Source organism: Peribacillus sp. NPDC101481 (assembly GCF_044767165.1).
Lineage (GTDB): Bacteria > Bacillota > Bacilli > Bacillales > DSM-1321 > Peribacillus.
Genome location: NZ_JBIWNJ010000007.1, coordinates 36,853 through 54,053, shown reverse-complemented (window position 1 = coordinate 54,053; position 17,201 = coordinate 36,853). Strand labels below are relative to the sequence as shown.

Here is a 17,201-nt window from a genome sequence, read left to right as displayed (position 1 = left end):
GAGCGAAAGTCGATGATTGATAAAAACTCACCTCTTCCGATTTATTTTCAAATCGAAGAACAAATAAAAAGACAAATAGAAAACGGTGAGTTCCAAGCGCACGATGCCCTTCCATCTGAACGTGAATATGCCGAGCAATTCGGAATTAGCCGGATGACCGTCCGGCAAGCCATAAATAATTTGGTGAATGACGGATACTTATACCGTCAAAAAGGAAGGGGAACCTTTGTCGCCGATAAGAAGTTGGAGCAGCAGCTCAATGGGTTGACCAGTTTTACCGAGGACATGAAAGCCAGGGGTTTGAACCCAAGCAGTAAGCTGCTGAGCTTTGAAATCATTCCGGCCGATAAGAAGATTGCCAGTGAATTGCACATTTCCCTTTATGCTCCCGTTTATGAAATAAAACGCATTCGGTTGGCTGATGATGTTCCAATGGCGCTCGAGACCGTGTACATGTCTGCCAATTTAATTAAAGGATTAACGGAAGAAATCATTAACCTTTCTCTTTACCAATATGTGGAGAACTACGTTAAACTTAAAATAGACTATGCTACACAAACGTTGGAATCATCGATTGCTTCTGAATTAGAAGTCACCCATTTAGCGATTCCAAAGCACTCACCCATATTATTCATTCAAAGGCATACGTTCCTGATAGATGGAACTCCCCTTGAATATGTTAAATCGGCTTATCGTGCGGACAGGTATAAGTTCAGTATCAAAATAAGCAGATAAAATTGATTATTTTCAATCGGAGGGTGTCACATATATGAACTCATACTTTGAAGAAGTGCAGGCTTTACTCACAATTGTGGAAGAACAGGAAAAGCAATCAATTAAGGAATCTGTGGAACATATCGCAAAAGCAGTGATGTCAGATGGAATCATCCATTTATTCGGAAGCGGGCACTCTCATATTTTGACCGAAGAGGTATTCTACCGGGCAGGTGGGTTAGCGGCAATTCGTCCTATTTTCTTTGAAGATTTGATGCTTTTTAAGGGTGCTTCAAGATCATCCCAACTTGAACGGCAAAATGACCTATCAGAGAAATTCATGCATGATGAGGATATCCGTCCTGGTGATGTCTGTATCGTCATTTCATCATCCGGCGTAAATCCCGTTCCCATAGATGTCGCCACTATCGCAAAAGAAAAAGGGGCCTTCGTCATTGGACTAACATCACCGGAGTATGCAAAAAGTTGTCCTTCGCGGCATAAACAGAAGCATTATCTCCACGATGTCGTTGATTTGGTCATAGACAATCATATTGCCAAAGGTGACACATTACTGAAATCAAATAATATACCTTTTGGTTCTGGATCGACCGTGGTCGGGGCCGTTCTCCTCAATATGATTTTCACGCAAGTCATCCAAACGATTATTGAGTCAGGGGAGACCCCTCCCGTATTCCTAAGCAGTAATATCGAAGGGGCAGATGAACACAATCAAAAGATCATCGCGAAATATAAAACAAGAATCCCCCAATTATAAATCGATTTAGACAAAAAAGAATACATAATTAAAGAAGGCATCCATGCGGATGCCTTCTTACTGTAGACAAACTCGAAGAAAAGCGAGATTGTCTGCAGTTTTTTTATTTGAATATGTTTCCGGAGCCGCAGTTATTCGTCATCCGGAGCTTTTTTCGGCCGTCCACGCAGCTTTTCGTCCTTCAACACACTTTTTTTGGCCGTTCACGATTTTATTCGACCTACCACGCTCTTTATTCGACCGTTCACGATTTTATTCGACCTACCACGCTCTTTATTCGACCGTTCACGATTTTATTCGACCTTCGCATTCAACACTCATTAAATTCGCTCCTTTTCACCAACTGTCTGCCAAGCCCTCTTCAAAGCAAGCAATCTAGCGGAGTTATTCGGCCAGGAGTGTCGCAAATTTATTCTATCTAGGGAGGTTCCATCCATTCAAGAAACTCCATTCAGTCGAAAAAACTGAAGGCATCCATTCGGATGCCTTCTTTAATTTAAGTTTATTCCTTATTTTTCAAAAACGGCCACCAATTCGCGCTTCCGAACGTCGCAACCATCACTGGAATAAACAATGGCAATATGACAAACGCATATAAAGCAAGCCCCACCAATATTAAAGTGGCTATCTCCAAGAGCGATAAAACTCCTGCTGGCATCATGGCAGCAAAGGTTCCGCCAAGAATTACGGCTGCCGAGATGATCACCGTTCCCATTTTTCTCATGGACAGTAACATCGCTTCCTTGACCGGTTTATCCTTCCATTCGTTAAAGCGATCCATCAAGAAAATGCTATAGTCAATGCCAAGAGCAATCAAGATGACGAAAGCAAAGAAAGGAACTGCCCAGCCGATGCCGGCGTAACCGAGAATATTAACAAAAAGCAACTCGGTAATGGCTGCCGCTGTATAATAAGTCAAAACGAGCGATACAATCAAATAGATCGGCATGACCAGGGATCGCAGCATGAAAAAGAGAATGATTGCGATACCCGACAGCATCAAAACGACCGTCCGTGAGAAATCCTCCTCAGACATCATGCCCAAGTCATGATGTGTACTTGTGATTCCCCCTATCGCCACTTGCGCATTTTCTAGCTTTGTATCTTTCGTTACTCTTTCAACAGTTGCCTCGATCGAATCAATTTGCTCGATTGCTTCATTGGAATATGGATTCGCCTTGAACACCACATCCATGGTCATGGTTTTACCGTCTTCAGATAAATACGCGTTCAATGCTTCCCCGAATTCTTCGCTTTCGACTACTTCTTTGGGAATGTACATGCCTGTTACCGTTTTATCCGTTTTTGCCAGCCCTGATAAATAACCCTGTGCGGACGATAGTCCATCATGGACTTCATTCAGGCCATCGGCACTTTCATTTAAGCCATCTGTCAAATCAGTAAGTTGCCCGCCGAGGCTTGAAAAACCATTTAGGACTTCTTGCTGCCCATTACTTAAGCTAGTAAGGCCGCCTTTAAACCCTGACAGATTATTTATGACTTCCCCCTGACCATTGGCCATCGTGCTTAGACCTTTTTGTAAAGTGTCAACACCTGAAATCAATTGGTTCAGGCCCTCCCCGAGAGATGTTTGACCGTTTACGATTTGTGCCATATTTTCGTTCGCCGTATTCAAACCGCCGGACACTGAACCAAGATTCCTATTTAGCTCGGCAAGGCCTGCTGCCATGGGCTCCAAGCCACCCTGTGCCCCTTGCACTGTTTGCTTGATCGTTTGATAGGACTGATCCGCCTGTAATTCTGGATGAGTGGCTTCCATTTGCTCAAAGGAAGGATTTAAGCCAGCAAGGCTTTGTGATACGCCCGTAAGATTAGTTTGAATCTCTTTGTATCCATCTGTGAGCCCTCTTAGCCCATTAGCTGATTGTTTATAGCCTTCGAGGAGCTGTCCGCTTCCGGTGGCGAGCTTCTCCAAGTTTGCCTTGACCTCATTCAGTCCATTTTTTATATCCCCAGTCCCTGAAGAGCCATCGCGAATGCCTGCTTCAATGCTTGTTAACGCCTTCTCCACCTGGCCTACACCGCTCTTTAATTCATTGGTCCCGGATATTAGACCCCCTATTCCGTCCGTCGCTTGCTTCAACCGCGGTCCTGAATCTGAAAGCTCACTGCCTGCCGTTTTTAATCCATCACTTATTTGTTTAATGCCTTCATTTCCTTCTCCGATTCCCTTCTCCAAAGTTTCGGCCTGGTTCGCTACAAATAAATCCTTAATCGGTTCACCTGCCGGGCGGGTCATGGATCGAACTACATCGACTTCATCCACCTTGACGACTTCCTGGCTGATTTTTTCAGCAAGTGCGACGTACTCTTCCGAATCCATGCGTTCGTCATTCTTTATGACAATCTGTGTTGGCATGGATTGTCCTGGTCCGAATTCATCGGAAATGATATTAAATGCCATGATGGAAGGAACATCATCACCCGCTTCTTCAAGGGAGTTATATGAAATCTTCCCATCATACATAAACAAAAAGGGAACACAGACGATTGCAACGATCATTAGCGCCAACAATGGGCGGTTCATGGAGAAGTTACCGAGAATTCCCCATAGTTTACTTTCACTGTGCTCAAGTTTCCCTTTTGCCGGCCAGAATAGCTTTTTGCCAAGAACCGCCATGAAAAATGGAACGATCGTATAGAGGGCGATCATTAAAATAAAAACCCCTATGGCAACGGCCGCCGCAGATTGATAGAGCTTAAAAGTAGAAAAACCGATTGCCGCAAAACCAATCATTACGGTCAGCCCACTGAAGAAGACCGTCTTACCCGCAGTTCGGTAAGTCGCAACGATCGCTTCAGGCAATGACTCCTGTGACGATAGCTCTTCCTTGAAACGACTAAGCAGCAGGATGCAATAATCAGTCCCGATTCCAAATAAAATACCTACCAGGAATATTTGGGTGTAAGACGAAATCGGAAAGTCCCATTTATCCACCAGGAATGAGACGATTGATTGTGAGCATAAATAAGTGAAACCTACCGTTACCAACGGAATGATCGGTGCCACCACTGAACGGAAGACTATCAGCAATACAGCCAGAATGAAGACAACCGTGATGCCTTCAGTTTTCTTCAGCCCTTCTTGGGAATTGGCATTAAGATCTTCATCGATCATCCAGCTGCTTGTGTAATAATGCTCGACATCCACTTGCTCCAGCTCTTTATAAAGGGCATCGATCACTTCCTTAGCTTCTCGGTCCCCCTTGACCATCGTGATGGACGTCAAAACCGTCGTTTCATTCTCCGAGACCAACTGACCTTTTAGCGAGGGCTCTTTAAAATGGGTCATGACCTCTTTGATGCCAAGCTCTGCTTTATTCTTTTCAAGGTTTTGGATCGCTATCTCAATCTCTTTCAATTCCGAGGAAGACAGCTTCTTATCACCATGAAATACGAGGGCCACTTGTGACTCATCCTTATCCTGGATCTCTTTCATTAGCTCATTGGCCATCCCAGAGGAGTACTCTGCCGGTACATCCAGCTGCCCCTTATTCCGGACAAGGTCCGCCATATTCGGTGCCGCAAACAATAGACCTGCCGTAATTGCAACCCAAGCGATAATGACCAGCCATCTTCCCTTTATGATCCCCCTCATTATATTTCCTCCCATTCCTCATTCTTCATTTGTATTAAAATTTGTGCAAGCTTCTCATATGTATCAAGGAATCTAACGATCTCTTCATAATCGAATTTCGTCATGATGCTCTCTACCAACTTATGAATCTTATTTTCCGTTTCCTGTAACAATGCTTCCCCCTCTTTTGAAAGCTTCAAGTGAAAGACCCTTCGGTCAACCAGGTCCTGTTCCCGTTCTATCAATCCTTTGCCTTCCAGCCTATTGATGTTGGATGTGACGGCACTCTTATTAACATAAAAGGCATCACTGATTTCCGTCGATGTACACAACCATTGTTGTTGAATGAACCGTAAAGTATAGTATTGTTCGTTCGTCAGCACATCACAAATCTGGTCTTTTATTAAAAGCTCCCCCATCTTATTGACATAGAAGGAAACCTTCATATATCGATCAATCAATCCAGTAACTTTTACATTAGTCATCGTTGTTGCACCTCCCAAAAAGTAGTTCAGTCATTTAACTATATGTAGATTACTATTGTTTTATTTATTATGTCAATCCCATGACAGTTTATTATTTCCAGTTTAACTTATGGTAAATAAGGGAAAACCCAAAGTAAGCATACAATCTACTATTCTAAAGGAGGAAATATAAATGACTCAATCAACTATCGAAACTCAAACGAATAGCAAACTTTTAAAAGGGATTCTAATCGGGGGGCTTGTTGGTGGTGCGTTGACCTTACTTGACTCCAACACAAGAAATAAAGTAAAGCGTTCAGCCGTCCTTTTAAAAGACAACTCCATGAATATGATTGAACAGGTCAAGGAAAATCCCGGCGAAATGAAGGAACAGATGGTATCAGGAGTCAAAGGGGCAACCGAGACGATTAAAGAGGCAATCAATGACGTCGAAACACTATATGAAACCGTCAATGAAGACGTGGTGGGTAAAGTATCAGAAGTAAAGGATATCTCCACTGATGCCCTTGGTACAGCGAAGGAAGCAACAAGTGAATTAAAAGACATCAGTTCAAAGGTGGTCGTAGCCGGTAAACAGCTGAAAGAAACGCCAGCACAATCATTGAAATCCGATAATGATAAAGGTGAAAAAGAGAGTGATGAAATCGTTAAAAAATCAGGATTATCCAATCAAAAGTCCATCTCATCCAACTTCTAATATATAAAAAAGCTGAGGCATTATGCCTCAGCTTTTATTATGCTTGTACAATTTGGACAGAACCATACCTATGGAGTTGAAGGTGTTGCTTTGGGCCAATTGGATTGGGGACATCATTCGATGAAAGGTACACCATTACCCTTTTGTTTTTTCATATATCCTTCACTTGATACCTTAGTTAGAGTCCTCCAATTTATTCGTTATCTCATGGTCTTTTTTCACTTCAGCTAACCAAACGGGATATTCCTCTTGTAATCTTTCAGAAAGAAGCGTTTCTTTAATTACATCTTTACTGTCTTCTAAATTAGCTTTTTTTGCTTCCTTCTTACCGGTTACTTTTATGATATGGTATCCATATTCGGATTTAACTGGATCACTGACTTTATTTATATCAAGATCAAAGGCAACATTTTCAAACTCTTCCACCATATCGCCTTTCCCAAAATACCCTAGGCTTCCACCGTTATCCGCCGTTTCGGTATCAGTGGAATATTCAGCTGCCAATTTAGCGAAATCACCGCCATCTGCGATTTCTTTCGCAACCTTTTTAGCCGTTTTTTCGTCTTCGACTAAAATATGACTGGCTTCCACTTGTTCCGCTTGAGCAAATGTATCTTTGTTATCTTCAAAATACGTACTGATTTCTTCATCCGTCACGGTAATTCTCGGTTCTACCAGTTTTTTCGTTTGCAGATAAACTACGATGTCCTTTTTTAAGGCTTCCATTGAAGAACCGCTTGCTTCCAATTGCTCTTTTAGCGACTTTTCATCACCATAGGACTCTACCATAACATCGATTTCTTTCTGGATTTCATCATCCTTAATTTTAATCCCTGCTTTTTCCGCTTCCAATTCAACCAATTTATTCGTAATCAACAGGTCTAAAGTATCTGCTCCGTATCCCGCAACAAGCGCGTCATACAGCTCATCCTTATTGATTTTCTCGCCATCGATACTCGCCATTGTCTTATCCGTGGATGAAATCATCGCAAATGCCATGATCCCGCCAATGATTAAAATGCTCCCTGCCCAAATATATGCCTTCGTGCTCCTTAATAGTTTCATGAATACTCTCCCTTAATTTTTCTATAATGATAGCTTGGAATTATTAATTAATCCTTAAGATTTTAGTTCCACCTTCAATATGCACCAACACAATCATTATACTAACATACTTATATACCTACATATATTTTAGAGTATTTCCTTCTGCTACCATTTTACATTGAGACTTTGGTTGATCATTACAAAAAAAGATATTATACCGTTATTTCGCCCTTTGATAAATAGGTAACAGAGTGCAATTCGGCTTTCACTCGTGAGTTTTGGGCTTTTACTCGTGGATTTGGAGTAAATACTCGTGAAACACATAATCGAAAAAGCATGGTGTACGGAGGGAATTCCTACACCATGCTTTTTTTGTGTGTTATTTACGATGCATCTTGAATTCAAGGAAGAGTTCGTTGTAATGGGCTAAGTTTTTCTTCCCCAGGTTTTCGTAAACTTCCAGTTTCTTTGTCAGTTCCGGAGATGGATAGAAACGTTCATCCTTCACCACTTCTTCAGGCATATATTTCAGTGCTTCTTTATTAGGTGTCGAGTAACTTACATATTCCGCGTTCTGTGCTGCAACTTTCGGGTCCAGCATGAAGTTGATGAACTGGTGAGCAGCATCGACATTTTTGGTTGTTTTCGGGATGACCATATTATCAAACCATAAATTGGACCCCTCTTTTGGAACAACGTATTCGAGATCTTCGTTTTCAGCCATGATTTCAGAAGCAACTCCCGACCAAACAAGGCCAATCGCCGCTTCCTGGGCTTCCAATAGCATGCGGCTTTCATCTCCGACGATCGCTTTAATATTCGGGGTGAGGGCATCTAGTTTGGATTTTGCCTCTTGAAGGTGTTCTTCATCTATATCATTCAATGAATAATTCAAAGAGTTCAAGCCCATGCCCATCACTTCTCTAGCTCCATCCGTCAAAAGGATTTCATTTTTTAAATCTTTATCCCATAAATCCGCCCAGGCCGTTATTTCCTTTCCACCGAGCATCTTGGAATTGTAAACAATTCCAACCGTTCCCCAGAAATACGGCACGGAATATTTATTCTCCGGATCGAATGGCAGATCGATGAATCGCTCATCGATATTTTTCAAATTCGGAAGCTTGGAATGATCCAAGGGAACGAGCAAGTCTTCTTGCCTCATCTTATCGATCATATACTCAGACGGAATGGCAATATCATAAGTCGTACCGCCCTGTTCGATCTTTGTCATCATGGCCTCATTCGAATCAAATGTCTCATAAATGACCTTTATGCCCGTCTCTTCTTCAAAACGTTCGATTAGATCGGTATCGATGTAATCTCCCCAATTATAGATGGTAAGCGTATTACTGCTCGTAAATCCCTGCGATGAATTCAATCTTGAAATCGCATATAGAAGCAAAGCCGATACGAGGGAGATGATCAAAAACATTTGGACAAGCCTTTTCATCGTTTCCCCCCCATTCCCGTTTGCCTTACACGTTGAGTTATAAAGTAATAAACGACAACCAACAGCAGTGTCACGACGAACAGCAGTGTCGACAGTGCATTGATATTCAATGAAATTCCACGGCGTGCCAATGAATAGATTTCCACAGAAAGAGTGGAGAAGCCATTACCGGTCACAAAGAACGTAACCGCAAAATCATCAAGTGAATAAGTCAATGCCATAAAAAAACCAGCAAAAATACCGGGTAGGATGTATGGAAGGATGACCTTCGTCAATACATCCCACCGGCTTGCCCCTAAATCCCGTGCCGCATCAATTAAAGTAGGGCTCATTTCCTGAAGTTTCGGAAGGACCAGAAGCACAACGATTGGGATACTGAAGGCGATATGCGACAACAGTACCGAGTAGAATCCAAGCTTGATCCCGGCCATCGTGAATAAAATCAGGAAGGAAGCACCGATGATCACATCGGGACTGACAATCAATACATTATTCAATGACAATACCGTATTCTTAGCTTTGCTGCTCGTAAAGGACCGAATTCCAATTGCCCCTATCACCCCGATGATCGTTGCGATCAGTGCAGATAATAAAGCAATCACAAGTGTATTCAATACAATGATCAACAGCCTTGTATCTTGGAACAGCTCCTTGTACCACTCCATCGTGAACCCTTTAAAGTCATACATCGTTCCACCGCTGTTAAAAGAGTAAAAGACTAAAAAGAAAATCGGTGCATAGAGTATGAGAAAAATCAAAACGAGAAACGCTTTTGATATTGGTGATAATTTATTGCCCAATTTACACACCCTGCTTTCGGTTACCCGTTACAAACATAATCAGGAACATTATAATAATCAAAAATACCGCAATTGTGGAACCCATTCCCCAATCCTGTGTTACAAGGAAGTGCTGCTCGATAGCCGTACCTAGCGTAATGACGCGGTTACCGGCAATCAGTCTTGTAAGCATGAACAATGAAAGTGCCGGGATGAAGACTACCTGGCATCCCGTCTTTACACCATCTATCGTCAATGGAAAAATGACTCGGCGGAATGTCATCCATCTGGACGCCCCCAAGTCATTGGCCGCATCCAGAAGGGTTGGATTCATTTTATCAAGCGCATTGAATATCGGTAAGATCATGAACGGGATGAAAATATAAACCGAAACGAATATGAAGCTGAAATCAGTAAAGAGAATCTGCTGCTTTCCGATTCCTACCGCCTCCAGAAAACCATTTGCCACACCATACGTGCCAAAGATACCAATGAAGGCATAAGCCTTCAAAAGTAAATTGATCCAGGAAGGCACGATAATCAGCAAAAGCCATAGCTGCTTATGCTTGGTTTTCGTTAACAAATATGCTGTCGGATAGGCGACTAAAAGGGATATCCCCGTAATAAGGAACGCATACCAGAATGAGCTTAAAGTCATTTTTAAATATACTGGCGTAAAGAACTTTTGATAGTTAATCAAAGATAAATTGCCTTCAATATCAAAGAAGGAGTAGTAAAGGATCAACAAAATGGGTGCGATAACGAATAAAGCAATCCATAAGACATATGGTATGAAGTAAATATTACGGGATATTTTATTCTTCATGACTTTCCCCATCATGATACGCTTCCAGACGCTTATCGAATTCCTCTTCAGTTTCACCCAATCTCATGACATGGATGGATTCCGGATCGAAATACAGACCTATTTCATCCCCAACTGCCACTTTTCTCGTTGATTGGACAAGCCATTCATTTCCATCATGGTCATAGCAGCTGATTTCATAATGAACTCCGCGAAATAGCTGGGAGTCCACACGAACTTGCAGTTTCCCGCGATTGATGGAAGTAATCTCTAAATCTTCCGGGCGGATGACAATATCGACAGCCTCATTACTGTTCAATCCTTGGTCGACACATTCGAACTGTCTGCCGACGAATTCCACGAGGTAATCTTCAATCATTTTTCCTTTTACAATATTGGACTCGCCGATGAAATCGGCAACGAATCGATTCAGCGGTTCATCATAAATATCCGTAGGGGTCCCGCTTTGCTGGATTTTCCCTTTGTTAAGGACAAAAATCTCATCTGACATCGCTAATGCTTCCTCTTGGTCATGAGTGACGAAGATAAACGTGATTCCAAGCCTCTGTTGCAGCTCCCGCAATTCATATTGCATTTCTGTACGCAATTTTAAATCGAGGGCAGATAGCGGTTCATCAAGAAGGATGACTTCCGGTTCATTAACGATCGCCCTGGCAATCGCCACCCGTTGCCGCTGACCGCCGGACATTTCCCTGATCTCCCGTTTTTCATAACCCTCCAAATTAACAAAGCTGAGGGCTTCCTTCACCTTTATTTCCACTTCCGAGTTTTTCATTTTTTTAATCCGAAGACCAAATGCTACATTTTCAAACACATTTAAATGCGGAAAAAGTGCATAATCTTGAAATACCGTATTCACTTGCCTTTTATTGGCTGGCACATCATTGATCCTTTTTCCTTCAAAGTAAATATCACCTTTGGAGGCTTCCGTAAATCCGGCAATCAAACGAAGGATCGTAGTCTTCCCGCATCCGGAAGGACCCAAGAGCGTATAGAACTTCCCTCTCTCGATTTCAAAACTAACATTATCGAGAACTACCGTATCATCATCGAATTGCTTCGTAACCTGATCGAAGCGTATTATATTCCCGTTTGCCATAGCTCTTCCCTCTCTCCATTACCTTACTCATCAATTTTCAGCGATTGCATTTGATTTGAATTCTATAAGTATGATTCCGTCACCACGAGTAATAAATCGGAAGGACCTTCAAAATCATTGATGATTTGATGTTCATCTGAAGCATGAAAATAAATCGACTCCCCTGCCTTGACGAAATACGTATGTTTACCAAGCTTTACAATGACTCTTCCGTTTAATACATAGCCGAATGTTTCCGACAAGGATGGTTCAAATTGTTTGAACTCCCCCTTTTCCTGGAGAGTCAGTCGAATAGGTTCCATTTCCTTCTCATTCGATTCAGGCACGAGCCACTGGATTTGATACCCGCGTTCTTCATCGATGAAAAACGTTTGTGCCTCTTCTTCATACACTACCTTTTGGACTTGATCCTCTTCATCGAAGAACTGCTTCGGCGTGCAGCCAAGCACTTCTAAAATATTGAAAAGAGTTTCAATTGATGGGGAACTAAGATCCCTTTCCAACTGTGAAATATAACCTTTGCTTAAATCCGTTCTTTCTCCCAATTCTTCCTGGGTCAATCCTTTTTTCAAGCGAAGGTTCTTTATTTTTTTTCCAATTTGCATCATATTTACCCTCAACAGTTTACTTATAGTAAACCCACAGTAGATAAAGTTCTATATAAGTAAACTTTCTGTTTAATTTTACGAATATCATTATACAGGAAATGCCGGAAACTTCAAACGGAATTTCCAGCATGCATAAAAAATGGACTGCCACCTGGCAGTCCATTCTGATTTACTATTGGAAATGAAATGAATCAGGTATATAGAATAGGTAACCTCTCGTGAATCTTCCATTTTTTTGATGATCTTCTTTCCGTACATTGTACTAAAAAATATCCTCAAATATGTTTGGTGGCCTCTTCTAATCACGTTTTCAAAGAGACTCTAGGATATTATTATCATACCTGGTGTTACGATCGTGACGATTACAAAATCGTTCTATTGCTCAATTGATCTAAAGTAATCATTTCAAGGATTTAGCGGAAATGTTTTAGAAAGTATTTTTATCACCTTAATTTTAAAACTAGGCAAAAGGGTTCTAATTAAAAGGGAAAATAAAGTTGATTGGAGCGTAAGGTACGAGACTCCTGCGGGAAAATCGCGTCCAGGGGAGACCCCGGCAAGCGAGTGCCTCGAGTGGAAATCAACGTTCCAATTTTACAAACACTCAATTTCCCTCGAGTTTATCTACAGTCTGAGACCGCCATCTGGCAGTCCCCCTTTTACAACTTCAGACATATTTCTTGTGCTTTCTTTTCCCCATCAGCAATACAATCCGGGATTCCGACACCATTGTATGAACAGCCCGCAAGTAAAACATTCGGATAATTCTCGGAGATTTTCTCCTCCAGGGATTGAACGATTTGAGGATGTTTAATATGGTAGTTCGGCATATTTTCATGCCATTTCGTCACTTCACTCGTAATTGGATTACCAGAAATACTTAGACTGTTTTTAATGTCGCATAAAGCCACGGTGATCAATTCCTGGTTAGTAAGGGACCGTAATCGTTCATAGTCCGGACTTGAGCTTTTATAAAAAAGCCTTACCAAAAGCTGACTGTTTTCAGAAGTATGCTCCCATTTCCGGCTTGTCCATGTACATGCATTGCAGATCAAATCACTATTATCACCTGCAATGAAACCTGTCCCGTCTTTAGGAAGCATGCTGTCCGGGATATCGAATCCAAGATAAACGCTAATCATCGAACTATTGATCAAGCCGTCGAAGTCCTCATCCAGCTCCCGATCTCCCAATAATTTCTGGGCAACGGTATGCGGTGTACTCAACACGATAAAGTCCGTTTCGAACGTTTCACCGTTTGCCAATGAAATGATATACCCCTCATCATTTCTTCCAATTTCATTTACACGGACCCCTTTTAAAATCTCGACCATATCGAGGCTTTCTTCAATTCGTTCAACCAATGTTGATAAGCCATTTTTAAACGAAAGGAACTTCTTATTTCCCTTGCTTTGGTATTTCTGCTTATTTTCCGAAAGACCTCGTATTATACTGCCATATTGATTTTTATAATCCAGCATCTCTGGCAGTGTTTTGGCAATGGTCAATTCATTTAATTTTCCTGAGTATACACCAGAAAGGACAGGCGATATCTGCTTTTGCACCAATTCCTTGCCTAAGAAGCTTTCAAGAAATAAGCCGATGGAGTCATTTTTCGTAAAGGTCTCATTTTTTGTATAGAAATCCTTTAAAGCGTCAACCTTGCCTTGGGCAGAAACCAGATCACTTTTTGCCAGCGACTCCAGGCTCATTGGTATTCCAAAAAGGGCATCATCGGGGATTCCCTTCAGCACCCCGTCTGTATGGATGAATGACTTTCCCGTCGCATTATAGACAACTTGATCCTCCAGGTTCAATTCTTTAAGAAATGGTTGTATATTTTGTTTCCTGGCGACAATCGAATCAGCACCCGCTTCAATTTTAAAAGGTCCTTCGTGCACAGTCCTTATTTTACCGCCAAGCTCTTCATTTCCTTCTATTAATATCAATCGTACCGGGAGACTCCTCGCTTTAACTGTTTTTTGTAAATAATACATGGTTGATAAACCGGTAATGCCCCCACCTACGACTACGACTGTTTTCATTAGGACTACACCTCGATTAACGAATTTTGCATTAAGTAAAGTGTACCATAAGGCAGCGGGATTATTAAAAGCAGCCCTTCTAAATCACTGGTTTAATAATGAAACCTGTAACAAATTGGACAAAAAAAGACCTCTCCTTTTGGAAAAGTCTAATCCCTTACTCCATATCCTTGTTCATCGTAATCTAATCTATACTCCATTATTTCCATCAACCCGCATCTGCCTACTTTTTGAATCCCTGTATCCTGATACCCCACTTTTGCATAAAGCGTTTTTGCAATTACGTTCATGGCGTCCACTGCCAGAATGATCGAATCCTTGTTTGGAAAAATCCCTTTTGCGAATTCCGGAAGGATTTGCAAGGCCTTCTTCGCAATCCCTTTGCCCTGATGTTTTTGATCAACAAGTAATCCACGGAGTAATATCGCTTTTTTATCGCTGGTGAAAGGGGCGATGTTTTCGCCAATGTGTAAAACGAAAAAGCCAACAGGGGTACCATCGGCCAATATTACAATAGGGTGCCTGTCGCAATCTACCCGGCAATATTTCAGTGACTCTTCCGGCAAAGCCGAAAAAGGGGTTTGTGTACCCGGTAAATAAAACTGGGAAAGCTGGTGAAGATGTTCCGGTAAATAAGGCGTTAAGGTGATGGTCTCGATTTCCATTTCCATTAAGTACAGCCTCTTTCATCAATTATTGGATACATTAATGATTCGATGCCCCTTCCGATATTTCCTTCACAAATCGGAAGGAGCACTGCCGAATTTATCGGCAGTGCTCCTTTTGTTAATCAGTGTGTATTTTCATTGATTGTCAGTGCTTCCCGTAAATTGATTTGCTGGCGGAGTATGTTGGCAACATCACGGGAGATTTGTCGTTTTTCAAACATATCCTGCACTTCGTCCCGTTCTGCCTGGATCGCTTTATAGAACAGCTCTCTTTCATATTCGACCATTTTACTCGGGGTACGGCCTCTATTTTCACGTTTGCATTTTAAAATCAACACTTTATACTCGTCTATGATCATCGAGGATGTCTTATGATTATCGGATGTAATTCCGGCTTGTATCTCTTGGATGGCAGCTTTATACATCCTGATTTTAAGATCCCTGACCTTTTCCAATCTCTCAAGATTGATTTTTCTTATTTCACTTTTATTAGGGAAAAATAATTTTAAAACCCTCAGCATACTTCTTCTGAACAGCGTTACTGACCTGAAAAAGCGGAACTTCAGTCGATTTGTTACCGCACCTTCCATACGCTGGATGTATTCCTTGCATATATACGCCGTTTCCCGGTCCACTTTTTCATCCTTAATAAGTTTATCCAGGAATCTTTGCTCTGCTTCAAGGGCCTTGAAGCGAAGATCCTTCTCTTCTTCCCTTAATGCCGCCGGTTCTTTCTCCTGTTCTACATAGGACAGTTCATTGATCTTCGTACAGTACCTGGAAATGATCGATAAAGCCGCTTCCCGGTTTTCATCTGTCATTTGGGACTCAATCACCCGAATAGCAGCTTGATGTGAGTGAATGGCAGCAGCTTTCGTTTTGTCAGACTGCTTGTCCACCACTTCCTCTTCTTCTGACCCTGCCACGATTGGAAGAAATACACTCGCAACAATCAGTGTCAGCAATATGACACCTGCTGCAATGAAAATGATTAACGAACGCTCAGGAAAAGGACTTCCATCTGCCAACACATATGGAATCGAGAACGAACCTGCTAAGGTTACAGCTCCGCGAACACCGGAAATGGTAATGATTCCAGCAGCTTTGAAGTCTGGTTTTTGGGCTCCCGCTTTTTTCGTCATCCAGCCAATCGACCAGGCAGCCGTAAGCCAAATGAATCGTAAAGCGAAGAGGAAAAGTGTAATGATCACGATATAAAGGATCACTTGTCCATTATTGAAGGCTGGATCTTGAAAGATAGTTTTCGCAACGCTTGGGATTTGCAAGCCAAGCAAAACGAATACAAGGCCATTCAATACATATAAAATGACGGACCATGTACTCTTTGAAACGACTTGAAGTTCTACAGTTGGTGATATTTCCCGATCTCGTTCAATGGCATGGACAATTCCCCCAGCCACGACTGCTAAAATCCCAGAAAGGTGGAAATGTTCCACAGCGAGGAAAATAATAAAAGGAGTTAGGATTTGGATCAGCATATGCATCGTGACGTCTTCCATCCCTAAACGGCGAAGAAATACACGAAGCCTGATAATGATGAAAGCTAGTATCGCTCCACCTACAAACCCACCAAATGCAATCCATATGAAACTGAAGGTTGCGTCGACTAGGGAGAAAACACCAGTGACTGTAGCTGCAACGGCAAACTTAAAGGCAACTAAACCTGAGGCATCATTCATTAGCCCTTCGCCTTCGAGAAGGTGCATGATGCTCTTCGGTAACTTGACCCGACTCGCCAAAGCGCTTACTGCCACTACATCCGTAGGTGACAAAATGGCCGCTAAAGCGAACGCTGCCGGCAATGGTATCGAAGGGATCATCCAATTAATTAAATACCCGCCTGCCCAAACCGTTATGAATACCAGGCCTAGTGCAAGCATCAAAATGGGTGCTCTCAACTTCCATAGTGCTGTTCGTGGTACATTTTTGCCATCATTGAATAATAGGGGTGCGATGAATAATAGCAAAAATAATTCCGTCTCCATCTCAATATGCATACCCAGGGGTAAAAGTGCCAATATGACACCCAGTGCTATTTGTATTAATGGTACAGGTATAAAAGGTATAAAATGGTTAATTACATTAGACACTCCAATCAATATAAGAAGCGCTAATATAACAAGAAAAAACTCCATACAAACATCAAACTTCCTCTCTTCTATAATCATAACTATAAGCGTAACATATTTATACCCAGTCATTCATGCATTAACTATTCTAACCTGGAATCCCCCTGAATAATGATACCTTTTATAAAAGCGAAGGAGCTTACGTTGTGCACGATGAACACCGCAAACCACTCCATCAATAAGCCTTGGGTAACCGCATAGAAAAAAAAGCTGATTGGCTAACCCATGATCAGCTTTTCCCAGTAAGACAATGA

The 17,201-nt window shown here is 41.8% G+C and carries 14 protein-coding genes; 3 read left to right on the top strand and 11 right to left on the bottom strand.

Translation table 11 applies throughout. The features are described from left to right. Positions 1–12: 12 nt before the first annotated feature. Positions 13–735, top strand: a complete 723-nt coding sequence (locus ACIROD_RS24940) for a GntR family transcriptional regulator (protein WP_101225693.1) — start codon at positions 13–15, stop codon at positions 733–735. A 34-nt stretch (positions 736–769) separates the two neighbouring features. Further along, a complete protein-coding gene (locus tag ACIROD_RS24935; RefSeq protein ID WP_402945345.1) occupies positions 770–1,492 on the top strand; it encodes an SIS domain-containing protein in 723 nt (240 codons plus the stop codon). Positions 1,493–1,994: 502 nt separating this feature from the next. Here the strand turns inward: ACIROD_RS24935 and ACIROD_RS24930 are convergent. Together ACIROD_RS24930 and ACIROD_RS24925 are read right to left on the bottom strand one after the other, a co-directional pair. After that, complete coding sequence (locus ACIROD_RS24930) at positions 1,995–5,111, bottom strand: MMPL family transporter (protein WP_402945342.1); 3,117 nt, start codon at positions 5,109–5,111, stop codon at positions 1,995–1,997. Next, positions 5,111–5,575 (bottom strand): MarR family winged helix-turn-helix transcriptional regulator, encoded by a 465-nt coding sequence (locus tag ACIROD_RS24925; RefSeq protein ID WP_402945339.1) that lies wholly within the window; start codon positions 5,573–5,575, stop codon positions 5,111–5,113. The genes ACIROD_RS24930 and ACIROD_RS24925 overlap by 1 nt, the downstream gene beginning before the upstream one ends. A gap of 172 nt (positions 5,576–5,747) precedes the next feature. On the opposite strand from ACIROD_RS24925, the gene ACIROD_RS24920 reads away from it, so the two are divergent. After that, entirely contained in the window at positions 5,748–6,272 is a 525-nt protein-coding gene (locus tag ACIROD_RS24920; RefSeq protein WP_402945334.1) for a YtxH domain-containing protein, read from the top strand. Positions 6,273–6,446: 174 nt separating this feature from the next. On the opposite strand, the gene ACIROD_RS24915 is transcribed toward ACIROD_RS24920, so the two are convergent. The 9 genes from ACIROD_RS24915 to ACIROD_RS24875 all read right to left on the bottom strand — a co-directional run bounded on the left by ACIROD_RS24915 (position 6,447) and on the right by ACIROD_RS24875 (position 16,953). Continuing rightward, positions 6,447–7,337: a peptidylprolyl isomerase gene (locus tag ACIROD_RS24915; protein ID WP_402945330.1), complete on the bottom strand. Its 891-nt coding sequence runs from the start codon at positions 7,335–7,337 to the stop codon at positions 6,447–6,449. A gap of 361 nt (positions 7,338–7,698) precedes the next feature. Continuing rightward, the gene (locus ACIROD_RS24910) at positions 7,699–8,772 is read right to left on the bottom strand and encodes an ABC transporter substrate-binding protein (RefSeq protein ID WP_144480945.1); all 1,074 of its coding nucleotides are present in this window, start codon (positions 8,770–8,772) and stop codon (positions 7,699–7,701) included. After that, positions 8,769–9,572, bottom strand: a complete 804-nt coding sequence (locus ACIROD_RS24905; RefSeq protein WP_034304873.1) for an ABC transporter permease — start codon at positions 9,570–9,572, stop codon at positions 8,769–8,771. The genes ACIROD_RS24910 and ACIROD_RS24905 overlap by 4 nt, the downstream gene beginning before the upstream one ends. A 1-nt stretch (position 9,573) precedes the next feature. Beyond that, on the bottom strand, positions 9,574–10,377 hold the full coding sequence (locus ACIROD_RS24900) for an ABC transporter permease (protein ID WP_101225717.1): 804 nt from the start codon (positions 10,375–10,377) through the stop codon (positions 9,574–9,576). Continuing rightward, positions 10,367–11,476 carry an ABC transporter ATP-binding protein gene (locus ACIROD_RS24895; RefSeq protein WP_101225687.1) on the bottom strand — a complete coding sequence of 370 codons (1,110 nt, stop codon included), beginning with the start codon at positions 11,474–11,476 and terminating at the stop codon, positions 10,367–10,369. Before ACIROD_RS24895 ends, ACIROD_RS24900 begins: the two co-directional genes overlap by 11 nt. 62 nt (positions 11,477–11,538) lie before the next feature. Beyond that, entirely contained in the window at positions 11,539–12,081 is a 543-nt protein-coding gene (locus ACIROD_RS24890) for a helix-turn-helix domain-containing protein (protein WP_230178743.1), read from the bottom strand. Positions 12,082–12,743: 662 nt separating this feature from the next. Then, a complete protein-coding gene (locus ACIROD_RS24885) occupies positions 12,744–14,129 on the bottom strand; it encodes a protoporphyrinogen oxidase (protein WP_260359296.1) in 1,386 nt (461 codons plus the stop codon). A gap of 149 nt (positions 14,130–14,278) precedes the next feature. Next, positions 14,279–14,800: a GNAT family N-acetyltransferase gene (locus ACIROD_RS24880; RefSeq protein WP_402945322.1), complete on the bottom strand. Its 522-nt coding sequence runs from the start codon at positions 14,798–14,800 to the stop codon at positions 14,279–14,281. Positions 14,801–14,919: 119 nt separating this feature from the next. Then, positions 14,920–16,953: a Na+/H+ antiporter gene (locus tag ACIROD_RS24875; RefSeq protein WP_402945319.1), complete on the bottom strand. Its 2,034-nt coding sequence runs from the start codon at positions 16,951–16,953 to the stop codon at positions 14,920–14,922. Between the last annotated feature and the right edge of the window lie 248 nt (positions 16,954–17,201).